Origin of the sequence: Dethiobacter alkaliphilus AHT 1 (assembly GCF_000174415.1) — a bacterium.
GTDB lineage: Bacteria > Bacillota > Dethiobacteria > Dethiobacterales > Dethiobacteraceae > Dethiobacter > Dethiobacter alkaliphilus.
On sequence record NZ_ACJM01000005.1, the window covers coordinates 165,828 to 181,456 of the forward strand.

15 protein-coding genes and 2 pseudogenes are annotated in these 15,629 nt (G+C 48.6%); 11 read left to right on the top strand and 6 right to left on the bottom strand.

The genetic code is table 11. The features are described from left to right. Positions 1–23 precede the first annotated feature (23 nt). Positions 24–695 carry a Crp/Fnr family transcriptional regulator gene (locus DEALDRAFT_RS06330; RefSeq protein ID WP_008515915.1) on the bottom strand — a complete coding sequence of 224 codons (672 nt, stop codon included), beginning with the start codon at positions 693–695 and terminating at the stop codon, positions 24–26. A 164-nt stretch (positions 696–859) separates the two neighbouring features. Between DEALDRAFT_RS06330 and DEALDRAFT_RS06335 the strand changes: the two genes are divergently transcribed. Beyond that, positions 860–1,483, top strand: coding sequence for a flavodoxin family protein (locus tag DEALDRAFT_RS06335; protein ID WP_008515917.1), 624 nt, complete (start codon positions 860–862; stop codon positions 1,481–1,483). A gap of 46 nt (positions 1,484–1,529) precedes the next feature. Here the strand turns inward: DEALDRAFT_RS06335 and DEALDRAFT_RS06340 are convergent, their stop codons facing one another. After that, positions 1,530–2,318, bottom strand: coding sequence for a C-GCAxxG-C-C family protein (locus DEALDRAFT_RS06340; protein WP_040378578.1), 789 nt, complete (start codon positions 2,316–2,318; stop codon positions 1,530–1,532). A 254-nt stretch (positions 2,319–2,572) separates the two neighbouring features. On the opposite strand from DEALDRAFT_RS06340, the gene tatC reads away from it, so the two are divergent. From tatC to xth, 4 genes are all read left to right on the top strand, one after another. Next, a complete protein-coding gene (gene tatC / locus DEALDRAFT_RS06345; RefSeq protein WP_143753395.1) occupies positions 2,573–3,256 on the top strand; it encodes a twin-arginine translocase subunit TatC in 684 nt (227 codons plus the stop codon). A gap of 21 nt (positions 3,257–3,277) precedes the next feature. Beyond that, positions 3,278–3,457, top strand: a complete 180-nt coding sequence (gene tatA, locus DEALDRAFT_RS06350) for a twin-arginine translocase TatA/TatE family subunit (protein ID WP_008515923.1) — start codon at positions 3,278–3,280, stop codon at positions 3,455–3,457. Positions 3,458–3,605: 148 nt separating this feature from the next. Next, complete coding sequence (locus tag DEALDRAFT_RS16845; RefSeq protein ID WP_008515925.1) at positions 3,606–3,782, top strand: hypothetical protein; 177 nt, start codon at positions 3,606–3,608, stop codon at positions 3,780–3,782. A gap of 85 nt (positions 3,783–3,867) precedes the next feature. After that, positions 3,868–4,650: an exodeoxyribonuclease III gene (xth, locus tag DEALDRAFT_RS06355; protein ID WP_008515927.1), complete on the top strand. Its 783-nt coding sequence runs from the start codon at positions 3,868–3,870 to the stop codon at positions 4,648–4,650. Positions 4,651–4,706: 56 nt separating this feature from the next. Here xth and lpdA read toward each other — a convergent pair whose 3' ends face one another. The 4 genes from lpdA to DEALDRAFT_RS06375 are packed head-to-tail and all read right to left on the bottom strand — an operon-like array spanning position 4,707 to position 8,739. Further along, complete coding sequence (gene lpdA, locus DEALDRAFT_RS06360) at positions 4,707–6,068, bottom strand: dihydrolipoyl dehydrogenase (RefSeq protein WP_008515929.1); 1,362 nt, start codon at positions 6,066–6,068, stop codon at positions 4,707–4,709. A gap of 12 nt (positions 6,069–6,080) precedes the next feature. Next, positions 6,081–7,064, bottom strand: a complete 984-nt coding sequence (locus DEALDRAFT_RS06365; protein ID WP_008515931.1) for an ABC transporter ATP-binding protein — start codon at positions 7,062–7,064, stop codon at positions 6,081–6,083. Between the two features lie 14 nt (positions 7,065–7,078). Next, a complete protein-coding gene (locus DEALDRAFT_RS06370) occupies positions 7,079–8,008 on the bottom strand; it encodes a glycine betaine ABC transporter substrate-binding protein (protein ID WP_008515933.1) in 930 nt (309 codons plus the stop codon). Next, positions 8,005–8,739, bottom strand: coding sequence for an ABC transporter permease (locus DEALDRAFT_RS06375; protein WP_008515934.1), 735 nt, complete (start codon positions 8,737–8,739; stop codon positions 8,005–8,007). The genes DEALDRAFT_RS06370 and DEALDRAFT_RS06375 overlap by 4 nt, the downstream gene beginning before the upstream one ends. Before the next feature lie 191 nt (positions 8,740–8,930). Between DEALDRAFT_RS06375 and DEALDRAFT_RS06380 the strand changes: the two genes are divergently transcribed. The 6 genes and pseudogenes from DEALDRAFT_RS06380 to DEALDRAFT_RS06405 all read left to right on the top strand — a co-directional run bounded on the left by DEALDRAFT_RS06380 (position 8,931) and on the right by DEALDRAFT_RS06405 (position 15,531). After that, positions 8,931–9,290 carry a hypothetical protein gene (locus DEALDRAFT_RS06380; RefSeq protein WP_008515937.1) on the top strand — a complete coding sequence of 120 codons (360 nt, stop codon included), beginning with the start codon at positions 8,931–8,933 and terminating at the stop codon, positions 9,288–9,290. A gap of 45 nt (positions 9,291–9,335) precedes the next feature. Beyond that, positions 9,336–10,204: pseudogene (locus tag DEALDRAFT_RS06385) on the top strand (tRNA 2-thiocytidine biosynthesis TtcA family protein). An 83-nt stretch (positions 10,205–10,287) separates the two neighbouring features. Beyond that, positions 10,288–11,403 (top strand): DUF3810 domain-containing protein, encoded by a 1,116-nt coding sequence (locus DEALDRAFT_RS06390; RefSeq protein ID WP_008515940.1) that lies wholly within the window; start codon positions 10,288–10,290, stop codon positions 11,401–11,403. A gap of 157 nt (positions 11,404–11,560) precedes the next feature. Then, positions 11,561–14,062: an FtsX-like permease family protein gene (locus DEALDRAFT_RS06395; protein WP_008515941.1), complete on the top strand. Its 2,502-nt coding sequence runs from the start codon at positions 11,561–11,563 to the stop codon at positions 14,060–14,062. 13 nt (positions 14,063–14,075) lie between these two features. After that, a pseudogene (locus tag DEALDRAFT_RS06400) lies at positions 14,076–14,752 on the top strand (ABC transporter ATP-binding protein). Beyond that, positions 14,749–15,531, top strand: coding sequence for an efflux RND transporter periplasmic adaptor subunit (locus DEALDRAFT_RS06405; RefSeq protein ID WP_008515944.1), 783 nt, complete (start codon positions 14,749–14,751; stop codon positions 15,529–15,531). Before DEALDRAFT_RS06400 ends, DEALDRAFT_RS06405 begins: the two are co-directional and overlap by 4 nt. Positions 15,532–15,629 lie beyond the last annotated feature (98 nt).

The following is a 15,629-nucleotide window of genomic DNA, read 5'->3' on the forward strand; positions in this document are numbered from 1 at the left end:
AAGCCAATGGCTTGGGTTTTTCATTAGAAACACCGGTCTTTAAGAATGTAGTAGCGCCCTTTTTTTAATACATAGTTCCGTTCAGAAAGAGTTTTTAAGGCTCTGGCCACCATGACCCGGGACGCACCTACAAAGTCGGCTATTTCCTGCTGGGTTAAAGATACAGGGATACGGGTGCCGTCGGAGCAGTTTTCACCATGCTCATTAGCCAGTCGGATAAACAGATTCAATACTTTTTCCTGTGTGGATCCCGCCCTGATTTCCACAGCCTGCTCCCAGGAGTTATATAACCGGCTGCCCAGGCTGTAAATGACCTGCAGCGCCAAGTCCGGGTTGTTCTGAATCACTTCTTCCATCCGTTCCCGGCTTAAAGCGCAAACCCTGGCATCTTCCAGGGCAACTGCTGAGACCGGGTGGATGCCCTCTCTGAACAAGGCTGCCTCAGCCAACACTTCACCGCAGCCTGCCAGATGTAAAATTACTTCCCGCCCTTCCTCGGTGATGCGGACTAGCTTAAAACTACCTTCTTTAATTAGATAGAGGGTGTCGGAAGGGTCGCCCTGATGAAATAAAGTTTCGCCCCGCCGGATATGTCTTTTAATGGCTGCATGGCGGCACACTGTGCTAAAAGCCGACCGCTCCAGGTTATCAAACAGCGGCAGGTCGTGCAGGCAGAAACGTTTGTCTGTTTCCATGCCGGCCCTCCTCTCAGATCAGTTCACTTAGATTGTACCATAGGACCTAATAACTTCTGTAAATTATTTTACTTTTTAGTTTTTTGTATACTATTTTACAGCTTTCTTATCCGTGGCCGATTACAATTAAAGAAACGGTTAGAAAAACCCAAGGAGGAGTTAAGATGAAAATAGTTGCCATCAGTGGCAGTCCGGTTAAAGGCGGAAATCTGGATAAAACAGTCCAGGCGGTGGCGGAAGCCAGCGGCTTGGATTATGAAATGCTTAATCTGTCTAAGTACAGGGTAAACCCTTGCCTGGGGTGTCTGAAATGTGTGGAAACAAATCACTGTATCCAAAAAGATGATTACAGTGATATTTTAGAAGCGAAAATTAAAAACGCTGATGCAGTTATCATTGCCGGCTACCCTACGTTCGCATCCACCGATGCCCGGACCAAAACATTCTGTGAAAGAACATATTCACTGCGTCACAGAAAGGTACTTTTGAAAGGTAAACCGGCCATTGTGGTTGCCGGTGGCTATAAAGCTAACCAGGCAGTGGAAGAATGGCTAAAGCTGTTTTGCAAGGCCCAGGGCATGGAGGTGGTAGGCTCCATGCAAACATGCGGCCACCCCACCTGTCTTGCCTGTGGCTATGGTGAAGAGTGCGAGATCTCCAATGTAAAGCTGCTTTACGGAGAAGGAGCAAAGATTGAACCCCACATGTTTAAGAACTTTGATAATGATCCAGAGCTTGTGGCAAAGTCCAAGCAGCTGGGAGAGGCGCTACGGGACAGATTGAAATAAATTGAACAGATCAGGGCGGTATTCTTAGCGAATACCGCCCTGATTATTATTCCTTGGTATGGTCATCATGGCAGGATGTGCAGCTCATTTTACCCTGCTGATTATCGAAAACGCTGTCCTTGCCGGTGTGGCAATCCATGCAATGGGAGTATTCATCGGATACAGTGAATGCGGGGGCAAAATTGTTCTCCAGCGCATCATTTAACAACTGAGCGGCATAGGCGGCGGTGTCCCCAGACAGTTTTGCGCAGCGGTCAGCTTTCTCATCAGAATTAACGGTGGCGCCGGCGGCATTAGCCCAGGTGCTTACAGAGATGTGGCACAGCGGGGATTTGGCAACGGTTGTAATCTGATCCGGAATATTGCAGTATGATTCATGCTTATCTGTGGGAAACGGAAATTCGGTGTACCAGCCCACTAATTCATTGCCCAGTTCAGGATGGTTTTCTCTGGCGAGATTAATAACAGCCAAAGAGCCGTTTAGTGCTCCACACAGTGTCCCCCAGCTGTATGCACCCCCGGCACCATAGCGGAACATGTCCTGGGGGATGGTGTCCCAGGGAGAGCCGTTATCCTCCCGCAGTGTTTCCAGAAGTGCAGTGGCTGCGGCGTAGCAGCAGCCACCTTCAAAATATCCTTCATAACCTCTTTTTCGAACCTTCTCCACATCAAGTTTTTTGTAAGTCCAGGGCAGGGCCTGTGCCGAAGCAACATTTCCGTTACCTGTCACAGTATCTGCACAGCCAACCACTCCCATGGCCATTACTCCTGTGGCCAGTGCACCGGCCCCCATTAAAAACTTCCTCCGTGAAACTGATGTCCCTTTCTGACTCATAACAACGCCTCCTCAAGTTAGTAGGTTAGTATTAGCGAACGTTGTTGGAAACAACTTCCGCGCGCAAAGGTGGTGCGCCCTTGTTAATTTCGACACTAGAATGCAAATTCCTACTATACTAAACAAAAAAAATATGATAAATTGTATATACGAGGTTGTTTAGCAAGTGTGTGGCATGTATTTCGCAGATAATGAGGAGATGATTTGTTTTGGCAGGGTCTGCGTGCGCAAGGGGTCCATCATGGATTGAGCATTTGGAAGAGCTTAGGAGGAGACTTATTATATGTGTAATGTTTATTTCCGTTGCTGCTGTGGTCTCCTATCTGTATATCGATTTTATCCGTGATTTGTTTTCCCATCCCGTAGATAAGCTATTTTATTTAACATTAACGGAAGCTTTTCTGACAAACATTCGGTTGGCCCTGATTTCTGCAGTTTTTCTCAGCCTTCCGGTAATTTTTTATCAGGTATGGTGTTTTGTTCTTCCTGCTCTGTATCAGAACGAACGACGCCTGACCTTGCTGATTTCTGCTTTGTCGCTGTTCTTCTTTATGTTGGGAGCGCTATTTGCCTTCCTGGTGGTAATGCCTTTTACCATTCGGTTTTTCCTGGGATTCTCTTCCGACCAACTGGAGCCCATGCTCTCTTTCAGCAGTTATATTTCCTACACTTTAGGGCTGGTAATCGGGTTTGGGTTGGTATTTGAGATGCCGGTGGCTGTTATGATACTGACCAGGCTGGGAGTAATTTCTGCAGGTTTTCTGGCAGCAAACCGCATGTATGCTGCGGCTGTTATTTTTGTTGCGGCGGCGATTTTTACGCCACCGGATGTTATTTCCCAACTTATGATGGCAATTCCCATGCTGGGCTTATATGAGGTTTCCATTCTTTTTGCCCGGGTTGTGTCCAGAAACAAAAAACCGCTTTCCGTTAAATAAAGCGGTTCAGGAGGTGAGGAAGTGTTAGGTAAAATCGGTTTATCAGAGCTTTTGCTGGCCGGTGGGTTGATATTATTGATTTTCGGCCCCAAAAAACTCCCGGAGATTGGCCGCTCCTTCGGTAAAGGGTTGCGGGAATTTAAGCAGGCAACCAAAGAATTAACGGATTCAGTCCAGCTTGATGAAGAGACAAATGAATAGACCCCCTATTTAAAAGCACTCAGACTATAATGGTTTGAGTGCTTTTTGCTTCCTGCTTTGTTCAGAAACTGTTTGTTTTTTGTTTAGAACGACCTGTTAATCTAATAATAGGGCACAGATTAAGTGCGTTGAGAGGGGGAATGTTAAAATGACAAAGATTCTGGCTGTAGTAACATTTGTGCTGCTGATAATCACGTTCGGATGTGGTATGATGATCCGTTATGGAGGGGAGGCCTTTAAGGATGCGGTGGGCGGCCATATGGTGTTGGGTATTATAACTTTAATCAGTATGGCAGGACTATTAGTTACTGTGTTTAGGCAATAATCTCTGTAGCGTTCTTCTTGAGCCATTGAAGGTGTCGTGCTATAGTTATGGCAACAGTCTGCAGTCTTGTAAGGAGGCTTTGCCATTGAAGATATGCACTTTTAACGTTAATTCCGTAAGAGCCAGGGAAGAGTTGTTGCTGAAATGGCTGGAAAAACGGGGCACGGATATAGATGTTTTGTGCCTGCAGGAGATTAAGGTTACTGATGATAAGTTTCCACGGCAAGCTTTTGAGAGTCTGGGGTACCAGTGTACGGTTTTTGGCCAGCAGAGATATAACGGCGTAGCGGTATGCAGCAAAGAAGGTGCACAGCAAGTTGTGACCGGTTTTGGTGATGAAAACTGGGACCAACAAAAGAGGATTATGCATTGTCGGATCGGGGAGGTGACGGTGGTTAATGTTTATGCGCCCCACGGTGACCTGCGTGGCAGTGAAAAGTATATATATAAGCAGAAATGGTACCGGTATTTTTTAGAGTATCTGCAGAGGAACTTTTCGCCCTCTGATCCTCTGGTGGTGGTGGGTGATTTAAATGTGGCCCTGGAGGATTTGGATGTACATGACCCTAAATTGTTAGAGGATACGGTCTGTACCATGCCGGAGGAGCGCCGCTGGTTGCAGGACGTCTTGGACTGGGGCCTGGTTGATTCATTTCGGCACCTGAATCCCGATGCACAGTCCTTTACCTGGTGGGATTATGTAGGCGGCGCAATCTGGCAGGATAAGGGAATGAGGATTGATTATATCCTCTGCAGCAAACCTCTGGCAGAAAAAATGGCGGAAGTGGAGGTGGATTTGTGGCCCCGCCGGCGGCGAACGCCCAAACCCTCTGATCACGCCCCGGTTATTCTGTCGCTAAATCTTTAGATAAAAAATAAACCGGATACTCTCCGGTTTATTTTGATCCTGTAACAGAGGTTCATTTAAGTGGACAATCCTGCGGAGTTAATCGCTTCGGAGAGGGTGGGATGGATGTGTATCATCTCTTGTAAGTCTGTCACAGTAGCGTTGAAACGCATGGCCATAACCAGCTCATGGATTATTTCGGCGGCTTCCGGGCCTATGATATGGGCGCCGATAATCTTACCGTTGTTTTGGTCGGTAATTAGCTTCACCAGGCCTTCAAGGCGGCCGGTGGCCCGGGCACGGCCCACATGTTTAAAGGGATACTGCTGAACTTTAACGTCTATGCCTTGGTCTTTGGCCTGCTTTTCCCCAAGGCCTACACCGGCTATTTCCGGGTCGGTAAACACGGCATAGGGAATCAGGCGGTCCGTGTTGTCAATACTTTTTCCCTGAAGCAGGCTTTTTGCCAAAAGCATTCCGTCATGCCATGCTTTATGGGTAAACATGGCGCCGCCCACCACATCGCCTGCGGCCCAGATGCCGGGCACATTGGTGGCAAAAGAACTATCGATCTTAATGAAGCCTTTTTTATCCGTTTCCACGCCGGCTTTGTCCAGCTCCAGGTGGTCTGTATTGGGTTTTCTGCCGGTTGCCACCAGAACATCGTCCGCTGTAAGGGTCTGTTTTTTCCCTTCACGCTCCACCGAGAGGGCTATCCGCCCGTTCTGACGGCGGATGCCGAGAATATCGGTGCCTGTAAGAATTTCCACACCTTCATTCTTCAGTATTGTTTGCAGGGCTGAAGCAATTTCGTCCTCCAGTTTTTTACCCACCTGTTTGCTGCGCTGCACAATGGTTACCTGCACGCCAAAGCGGGCAAACATCTGGGCAAACTCCACCGCAATCATGCCTCCGCCAAGAATAAGCAGGCTCCCCGGCAAACTTTCCATTTCCATGGCAGTGGTTGAAGTAAGGTAACCCGCTTCCTCAAGCCCTGGGATAGGCGCAATGGCCGGACCGGCTCCGGTGGCGATGAGAATTTTGTCTGCCTCCAGTTCTCTTTCACCCACGGCAACAGTCTGAGGGCCGCTAAATTTAGCCGGCTCTTCATAGAGAGTAATATTATCGTTTTTTTCTACGGACCTGTAGCTACCTTGTCGCATTTCCTGCACCACATTGTTTTTGCGCTCTACAACTTTTTTCCACTCAGCCTGGGGGGCGGGGGTGCGTATGCCGTATTCTCCTGCCGTGCGGACCAGATGCATCAACTTTGCGGAGTAAATCAAGGCCTTGGAAGGGGTGCACCCGATGTTAATGCAGCTGCCACCCAGGTAGCGGGACTCTGCCGCCGCCACCTGCCATCCCTTTGCTGCGGCTGAACGAGCCAGAGTCATGCCGGCGGTTCCACCGCCAAGAACGATGAGGTCGTATTTTTTCATAATTAGCCTCCTTTAGCTCCCGATTGTATGTTTCAGGGGGTTGTCCCCTTGATCCGTACTTATGGTAGCCGCAATATTCCTGATCATTTTCTGGCTGACTTGGCCTAAGGTGTTACCTTGCCCATCTAAAACATCAATTTCCGGTATGTTTTTCTGAAACATCAGCTGTAGCGCATCTGCCAGCGAGGTTCCTGAGGGCAGGGAAGCTTTGGCACTTAGCCGTTTTTCCCTGGTTATAATTTCGTCCACCGTAATAAAAGTCAGTAGCCTGAAAAAATCGCTGCCGCCGATGAACTGGGTAACAAAGGGTTCTTTGGGGCGAATAAAAAAATCAGCAGGCTTTCCGGCCTGTATCAGTTGGCCGTGGCGCATCAGCACAATTTTATCTCCCATTTTCATCGCTTCCTGGATATCGTGGGTAACAAAAATCACAGTCTTTTTTAATTCATTTTGGAGACTCAATAGCTCATCCTGCAGCTGCAGGCGGGTTATCTGGTCCAGGGCACCAAAGGGCTCGTCCATGAGGATAATGGACGGATTTCCGGCCAGAGCACGGGCAAAACCCACACGTTGTGCCTGGCCTCCCGACAATTGGGCAGGGTAGCGGCGCAGGTATGAAGGATCCATGCCCACCAGTGATATTAGCTCAGCGGCCCGTTCCCGCTGCTTTTTTTTGCCGGTTCCCATGATGCGTAAAACATAAGAAATGTTTTGTTCTACAGTCAGATGGGGGAAGAGCCCCACCTGCTGGATAACATAGCCGATTTGGCGCCGCAGTTCAATGGGGTTCCAACGGTTGATTTCTTTTCCCTCGATGAAGATTTGGCCGGACGTTTTTTCGGTTAAACGGTTAATCAGGCGAAGCAGAGTGGTTTTGCCGCAGCCGGAAGGGCCAATCAGGGTAATGATTTCCCCGTCGGCCACTTCCAGTGAGACGTTATCAACGGCCTGCACATTATTGGGGTATTGTTTACTGATGCTATCCAAGCGGAGCATTAAATATCTCCTTCCTATAGCAGTCCTTTGCTCTCCAGGAATTCGCGGGCCACATCGGCGGCATCCCGGTTAAGTTCATCAACCTGATAATTCATCTCCGTCATCTCACCGTCGGAAATTTGCCCCTCCAGCACTCCCAGCGCGTCGGCTATTTCCGGGTATTTCTCCAGAGTATCAGTACGTACCATGGTGGCGGCATAATAGGTGGGGAAAAAGCCCTGGTCGTCTTCAAGAACCACCAGGTCAAAAAGACTAATCTGGCCGTCGGTGGAAAAGGCATTGATTACATCCACTTCTCCCGCACCGATGGACTGGTATTTCAGGCCGATATCCATTTCTCTGGTTTCTTTGAAATTCAGGTTGTATGTTTCCGCCAGAGCGTCGAAGCCGTCATCACGCTCATAGAAGTCAAACTCGGCGCCGAAAATTAAGTTCTCCGCTACTTTGCCCAGGTCGGAAAATGTTTGCAGGTCGTATTCCTCCGCCAATTCAGCGGGTATGGCCAGGGTGAAGGTGTTGTTAAATCCGTAGGGCTCAAGCCAGGTGATATTAAATTCATCCTGATATTCATCACGCACTGCCTCAAACATTTCCCTTGAATCTCCAATCAGGTCACGCTGCAGCACAAACATCCAGCCGGTTCCGGTATATTCGGGATAAATATCAATTTCTCCGCTGACCATGGCCGGGTGCAGGTTGGATGTGCCACCGGCGATGCCGAAATTGCGTGTTACCGGGATATCTGTGTTTTCTTCCAGTAAAATGGCCAGCATTTCTCCGAGGATGTACTGTTCTGCGTGGGGCTTGCTGGCGATGACCACCGGTTCATTGGCAGCCGCCTCTTCATTTCCGTTACCACCGTTATTATTGCAGCCTGTCAGGGAAAAAGTGAGCAGCAGTGCCAGTAAAACAATACAAATAACCTTACTCTTTGTGTGGTTCATTTAGTAGCCTCCTTAATGTGCTTTTTATAAACTTCTGCCCGTTGGGGCGCAGTTTCGTGCTTTGTATCCGCCGGCCTTTTTTGTTTACCGGAACTTTCACGCTTAAGCAGGGACTTTTCCAGCAGGCCAAGTAAGCTGTCGGCTGTAATTGCCAAAAAAGCCACGGGTATGGCTCCGGCCAGGATCAGTTCCGGATGATAGGTGGTAATCCCGCGCAGAATAATGGTACCCAGCCCTCCGGCGCCGATAAAGGCGGCGATGGTGGCAATGGAAATGGTCATTACTGTTACGGTGCGAAAGCCGGCCACAATGGTGGGCAGCGCCAGGGGGATCTCTACATCCCGTAAGAGCTGCAGGTTGGTGGCGCCCATACCGCGGGCCGCATCAATTACCGACTTGTCCACCTCGGTGATGCCCACAAAGGTGTTTCTCACCAGCGGCAGCAGGCCGTAAATTACCAGCGCAACCAGTGCAGGCCGTTCACCGATACCCAATACAGGGATGACAAAGCCGAAAAAGGCCAGGACCGGAATGGTGTACAAAAAACCGGTGATGCCTATAATCACCGGAGCCAGCTTGCGCACGCGAGTAATGATTATTCCCAGGGGGATCCCCAGAAGCAATATAAATCCCAAAGCAGTGGCAGAGAGCTTAAGGTGCTGCAGCATTGCTCCTAAAATTAAATCCTGGCGGGACATCGTTAATGCAAAAAGATTAGTCCAAAAAGTCATCTTAAAACCGCCTTTTCTCTTCCGGGTTCATTGATGGGAAATTTTCTTGAAAATTTCTCCAAATCCTTTTATTTACCGGGCAATATCATTAAATTGTAATGTTTAAGAGTGAAAGCCAAAGATTATTAATAATTCGGGTTTTGTAGACGAAAACTAATATTGTACTTAAAGCTACGGAGAGGATTTTCCTAATGACCAAAAACCTGGATGCCATAAAAAAACAGGAAAGAGACCTGCGCGAAAAGCTGTTTGCCAAGACGGGAGAATTACTTGACCAGATACTGAAATATGTACCTACAAGGACCGTTTTGCTTGTTAACAGCATGCCGGTAAAAGTTATTGCCGGAGCCGACGGAAGAAAATCGTTGCTCATTAACAACCGCCCTTTGTCCACAGCCGACGATTGCGAATGGGTTATAGAAAACTACAGTGTTTTAACCCAGGCCGTCAATGAGCATATGGATCCTGAGGCGGAAGAAATTATTAAAGTTATTGAAAAGACTGAAGACCTGATAAAAAAAGTGGATAACTTAACGCAGGACATCCCCTGATTTTTACCGAAATGAAGATGGATAACCTAACCAGGGGTGTTGACTATGAGTGACGACTTGGCCGGCAGCGGCTGTGAACAATTGATTCCTACAGAAGAGCGCAAACCCTTAGAGGAAATAGAAAAGAGCCTTAAGAAAAATTCCGCAAACCTCTCTGGAGTAAATTTACCAAGGCAATCAGAGAGTACCAGCTGCTGCAACCGGGAGATAAGGTGGCGGTGGCCATTTCCGGTGGCAAGGATAGCCTGTTGATGGCCAAGCTGTTTCAGGAACTGCAACGGCAAAGACAGGTTGAGCTGGAATTAGAGTTCATTGCTATGGACCCCGGCTATCATCCCAATATTAAAGAGCTCTTGATAGATAACTGCAAACATCTGCAGATACCTTTGCATATCTTCGAAGCCGATATCTTTAAAATAGCACAAAAAATAGCAGGTGATTATCCCTGCTATATGTGTGCAAAAATGCGCCGCGGTGCCCTGTACACCAAAGCTCAGGAGATGGGCTGCAATAAGCTGGCGCTGGGCCACCATTTTGATGATGTAATTGAAACAACCATGCTAAACCTTCTCTGTGCCGGCAGCTTTAAAAATATGCTGCCTAAGCTAAAAGCCAAAAACTTTGCGGGCATGGAATTAATCCGGCCTCTTTATCTGATTAAGGAGAAGGACATCAGCCGCTTTACCGGTTATTGCGGTATCTGGCCCCTTAACTGTGCCTGTATGGTGGCGGCCAAAAAAATAGGCAATAAGCGCTACGAGATAAAGGCTCTTATTGAAGATCTCAGGGAGAACTTTCAGGAAGTGGAGAAGTCCATTTTCCGTGCCGGACATAATGTTTACCTGGATTCCATACTGGGCTGGAAAAAAGACGGAGAACATCACAGTTATCTGGACCACTACGACGATGAATAAGAAATCAATATCCAAGCCGTTCTGAAGTGCGGATTATATGGTATAATCATCTTGCCGGGATTAACAGACAGGGGAGATGAGCCATGAGGTCCAGGCACTTACACAGAGCGGTTTTTGTATTTCTGACATTGGGAATAATTTTTTCTTTATCAGCACCGCGGTTTTCCCGTTTGATTGAGAGCCGGTATTCCTCAGGGATTTATTATTGGACCATCAGGCCATATAGCCTGCTAACGGGTATTTTTCCGTTTTCCTTAGCTGAGCTTATTGTGGTGTCGCTGGTACTCTATTTTATTTATAAAGCAGTCAGGGCAGTTGTCGCATTAAGGACAAATCCGCGAGACTTTGCCACTACAGTGCCCGGCAAAGGGAAACGGCTGGTTTTGACTTTGGCTGTGGTTTATCTGGCCTTTAGTTTTATGTGGGGCTTTAATTACAGTCGCCTGACTTTTGCCGAGATCTCCGGGCTGCCGGTGGAGCCCGCCTCTGTGGAGGAGTTGACGGAGTTGGCAACGCATCTGGTGGAGCGGGCCAATGAGCTGCGGCTGCAGGTAGCCGAGGATGACCGGGGCGTGATGACGCTAAACGGCGATATCCGGGAGATGTTTGGCCGGGCACACCTGGGTTATGAAAAGGCCGCTGAAATATATCCCCAGTTGGGCGGGCGCTACGGCAGGCCTAAAGGAGTAATGCTTTCACGGTACTGGTCCTATACCGGCATTGGCGGTATGTACTTTCCCTTTACCGCCGAGGCCAATGTAAACATCAACATGCCCCACTTTCTGATTCCCTTTACCACCACCCATGAGATGGCTCATCAACGGGGCTTTGCCCGGGAAGATGAGGCCAACTATATAGCCTACCTCACCAGCACGCTTCATCCCGATGTGGATTTTCAGTATTCCGGTACCCTGCAGGCTCTGAATTACACCATGAGCGCACTGCGCAGGTATGATCCGGAGAAATGGTCCGAAGTCCGAACGACCTACGGTGAAGGGGTTTGGCGTGATCTGGAGGAATGGCAGCGCTACAGGGCCCGCTATGACGGCTCAGTGCGTCAGGTATCCACCCGCGTCAACAACACGTATCTGATGGCCAACCGGCAAACAGACGGCGTGCATAGCTACGGCCGGATGGTGGATTTGATGCTGGCAGAATATCGGACCGTCAAGGATAGTTGGCTAAACGAATACGAGTAAAGATTAAAGCTTAGGCTGCGGCCTGGGCTTTTTCATTTTATGTTCAGAAGCTGTAAGCTCTGTTCATTCCTCGTTCAGTAAATGTTCAGATACTTTTTCTAAGATATATATAGCAGGAGTTATACAGATAATCTCAGAGAGAAGGAAGGTACGTTTCGTGAATATCATCTTACGGTTTGTTCTGCGCAACATTGCAGAAAAGAAACTGAGGACTTTATTAATTATTTCCGCCATCATGATTTCAACGGCACTGTTTTTTGCTTCCACCGCCATCTCCGGCACCATTGAAAGAATGTTTCTGGAGCAGATGCAAACCAGGGTTGGGGAGTCTGACCTGGTGGTCATGGCGGGAGAAAACCAGGCTTCGCCTTTTTTCCGCGAAACTCTGCTGCATGACTACCAGGACCGGATGAACTATACGATTGGTACCATAGATACCGGTGGTCTTTACAGAGTATCACACGACCAACAGGACCCCTGGTCGCTGCGGGGCATTGAAATGGATGATTTGCAGACCATGACACCGGTATCTTTTTACCAGGAAGCAAACCTTCATCCGTTTCAGGGAAGAAAAATTATCATTGGCCGGGCCACGGCAAAAGAATATGGCCTGCAGGCCGGAGATTCAATTGAAATTGCAATAAGCGGCACCGCCAGGCAGTTTCGTATTGCAGCCGTTGCCCATGATACGGGCCCCTTTAAGGATGTGGGGCAGAACCCCTTTGCGGTGGTGCCTAAAGAAACTTTAAGCTCCCTCTTTGACGCCAGAGGCAGAGTTCATACCCTGTATCTAAGCCTTGATAATTCGGAGCAGATTCATGAAGTAATGTCAGAAATCGAGGCCGACCATCCGCGCTACCGGGTCCGGGAGGCTTTGCCGCAGGCGGAGGTAGCCGCCATGATTGGTTCCATCGCCACACCGTTTTTATTTTTAACCATGGTGGTGATGGCGGTGAGCGCCTTTATTATCTACACTTCCTTTAAGCTCATTGCCAAAGAAAGAATGCCGGTGATCGGCACCTTCCGCAGCATCGGAGCAACCAGGAAAATGACCGGTTGGGTAATGCTTTCGGAAAGCCTGGTGTACGGCCTGCTGGGGGGAGCGCTGGGCTCTATACTGGGGATGGGAATTCTCTACCTCATGTCCATGGTTTTGCAGCCCTCTTGGGCTGGAGAGCTGCAGGCCACCGTTTCCTTTACTCCCATGCAGATGGTAATCTCCTTTGTGCTGGCGGTGATTCTTTCCTTTGGCAGCTCTATTCTGCCCATCAGAAAAGCAGCGGGGATCCCCCTAAAGGAATTGATTCTGGACACTGGCGAGCAGACAGTGGAAACCAAAAAGAGCCGTAAATTTATCTATGCATTGTTGATGGGAATTGGCACATTGGTACTGCCTCGGGCACTGCCCTATGAAATGGCTCTTTTCTCCAGCGGTGCCGCCATGCTCTTTAGCATCGGAGCCCTAATCCTCTTGGTTCCCTACCTTACAGCTGGTTTTGTCCGGTTCTTTGAAAAAATATATGGGTATATCTTCGGCAACGAAGGAATCATGGCCGTTAAAAACCTGAGACAAAACGGCAGCATCTTAAACAGCATTTCTCTTTTGGCCCTGGGTATTGCAAGCCTTTTGATTGTCAATATGGTAAGCTTCAGCGTGGTGGGGGAAGTGGCCAATATATTTTCCCGCAACGTGGGCTATCATGTCACCATTCGCGGCAGCCAGATTGATAACCGCATCCTCAATCAGGCTGCGGCGGTGGAAGGCGTCACCGATATTTATGCTAACTACTACCATTACGGCATCAATTTAGTGGACCGGGACGGTTGGATTAACTTCCATGTCCCCACCGGCCCCAAATTTTTCGAACACACCACAAACCTGGGTGTGTCCGGTGAAGTGGATGAACTGCTGGCAGATCTGGAAGCGGGACGAAACATTGTGGTAACAACCATCTTCAGGGATACCCACGGACTGGAGGTTGGCGATACGCTGACCATAGAAATGACATCAGGGTCCCGGGAGTATACGGTAATCGGCTTTATTGAAACATTGATGGAAAACGGAAATTTCGCTTTAATCGGATCGCGTTATCATAAGTTTGATATGCGGCCCCAGTATTATTCGGCGCTTAGTATGATGGTTTCGGGAACGCAGGATGAGGTAAAGGAAAGACTGGAAGAAAGGTTTCGCAACTACCCCAATTTAGAAATCCATACCATGGAGGAATGGGAGGAAAGAAACCATGCGGCCAATGCGCAGCTCTTTGACATCCTGCAGGGTTTCTCCATTCTGACATTAATAATCGGGATTTTCGGGGTGCTCAATAATCTGGTAATCAGCTTTATTGAACGAAAACGGGCTCTGGCAGTTTTACGCTCCATCGGCATGAGTAAAAAACAGATTGTTAAGATGATCTTTGTGGAGTCCTTGACCGGAGGAATTATTGGCGGATGCATCGGTGTGCTGGGAGCGCTGCACATGCTCTCTGTAATGCCCTATATGATGCGGGCCATCGCCGCACCCATCCCCATCACCTACTCTCCCACACTGCTATTAATCGCTTTGCTGTCCGGAGTGGTGATTATGGTAATCGCCTCTGTCAGTCCCGCTTTAAAATCATCCAGGCTCAATATTGTGGAGTCTTTAAAATATGAATAGGAGGTCTGCTCACATGGAAAAGGCCATTGAAGTTCAAGATCTGTTTAAAACATTTCAGCTGGGTACGGTGGATGTGGAAGTATTAAAAAGATAAATCTGCAGGTGCAAAAGGGTGAGTTTGTTTCCATTATGGGTCCTTCCGGTTCAGGTAAAAGCACACTGCTGTATCTGCTGGGCGGACTGGATAAACCCACTTCCGGATCCATTAAGGTAAACGGCAAGGAGCTGGCGGTGATGAATGACCGCCAGGAAAGTGTGATGCGCCGCCGCGACATCGGTTTTGTCTTCCAGTTCTACAATCTGATTCAGAATCTGAACGTGGAAGAAAACATTATGGTTCCCATCCTCTTAGACGGCAAAAAGGTTAAAGACTATAAGGAACGGTTGGAGGAAATCCTGCAAATCGTCGGTTTAGCAGACCGCAGGAACCATACACCCCGGGAGCTCTCCGGCGGCCAGCAGCAGCGGGTGGCCATCGCCCGGGCACTGATTAACGACCCGGATATCATCCTGGCCGACGAGCCCACCGGGAACTTAGACAGCAAGACCAGTGAGGAAGTTTTGGAACTGTTGCAAAAGATCAGCAAAGTAAAGGGCAAGACTGTGGTACAGGTAACACACTCCACGGAAGCAGCGGCCTACGGCAATCGGATAATTAATGTTAAAGACGGAAGGGTGACAGTAGCATGAAAAAATCAATCTTAACTCTGGTGATTTTAGTGTCGGTGGCCTTATTGGCCGCAGGTTGTACAGGAACCACGGAAGCAGGAACGAACGGGCAGGAAGAAGTTGAAGTGGTGCAGGCGCAAACAGTGGAAGCGTTTGGCAATGTAGTGGCATTGGCGGAAAAAAACATCATCGTTGATTTTCCCGCTCTGGTAGAGGAAGTTCATGTCAGAGAAGGCCAGCAGGTAGAAGAAGAAGAGACGTTAATCACCTTGGACCTGACTGAATACAACGCTCAGATTGAAAACAAGGAGCGGGAGCTGAAAATTGCCCGCCTGGAGTTGGACCGTACCAGCGGCACCACCCTGCGTAATATGCAGCGGGAAAGAATTGCCGCCCTGGAGCTGGAACTCTCCCTGCTGGAAGAAAAACTGGCCAAATCCTACCTTGATGAAGAAACCCTCATTGCCGATTTTAAGTCCGGCGTCATCTATGACATCGTCCCCCGGCCCGGCGACATGTTAGCTCCCGGCAGCAAAGTGTTCTCGGTAATGGAACTTGATAACCTCACCGTGGAAGCCAACATCTTTGAAGAATTTATTAAAGATGTGGAAATCGGCGCTCTGGTAACAATTATCCCTCTGGCCGACAGAACCCAGGAATACCAAGGTGAAGTAACAGCCATCTCCGCCAAAGCAATCAACAAAAACGGCGAAACCGTAGTCCCGGTCCAAATCTCCATCACCGACAACGACGGCTTCCTCAAACCAAACTTCAACGTCGACGTCATCATCGAAATGTAAATGAGACAAAGGGGACAGGTGATTTTGTCTCACAAAAAGTGGACAGAGGGACAGGTTTATTTGTCCACAAAACAGGCTTCCCCAGCGAAAAACTTCGG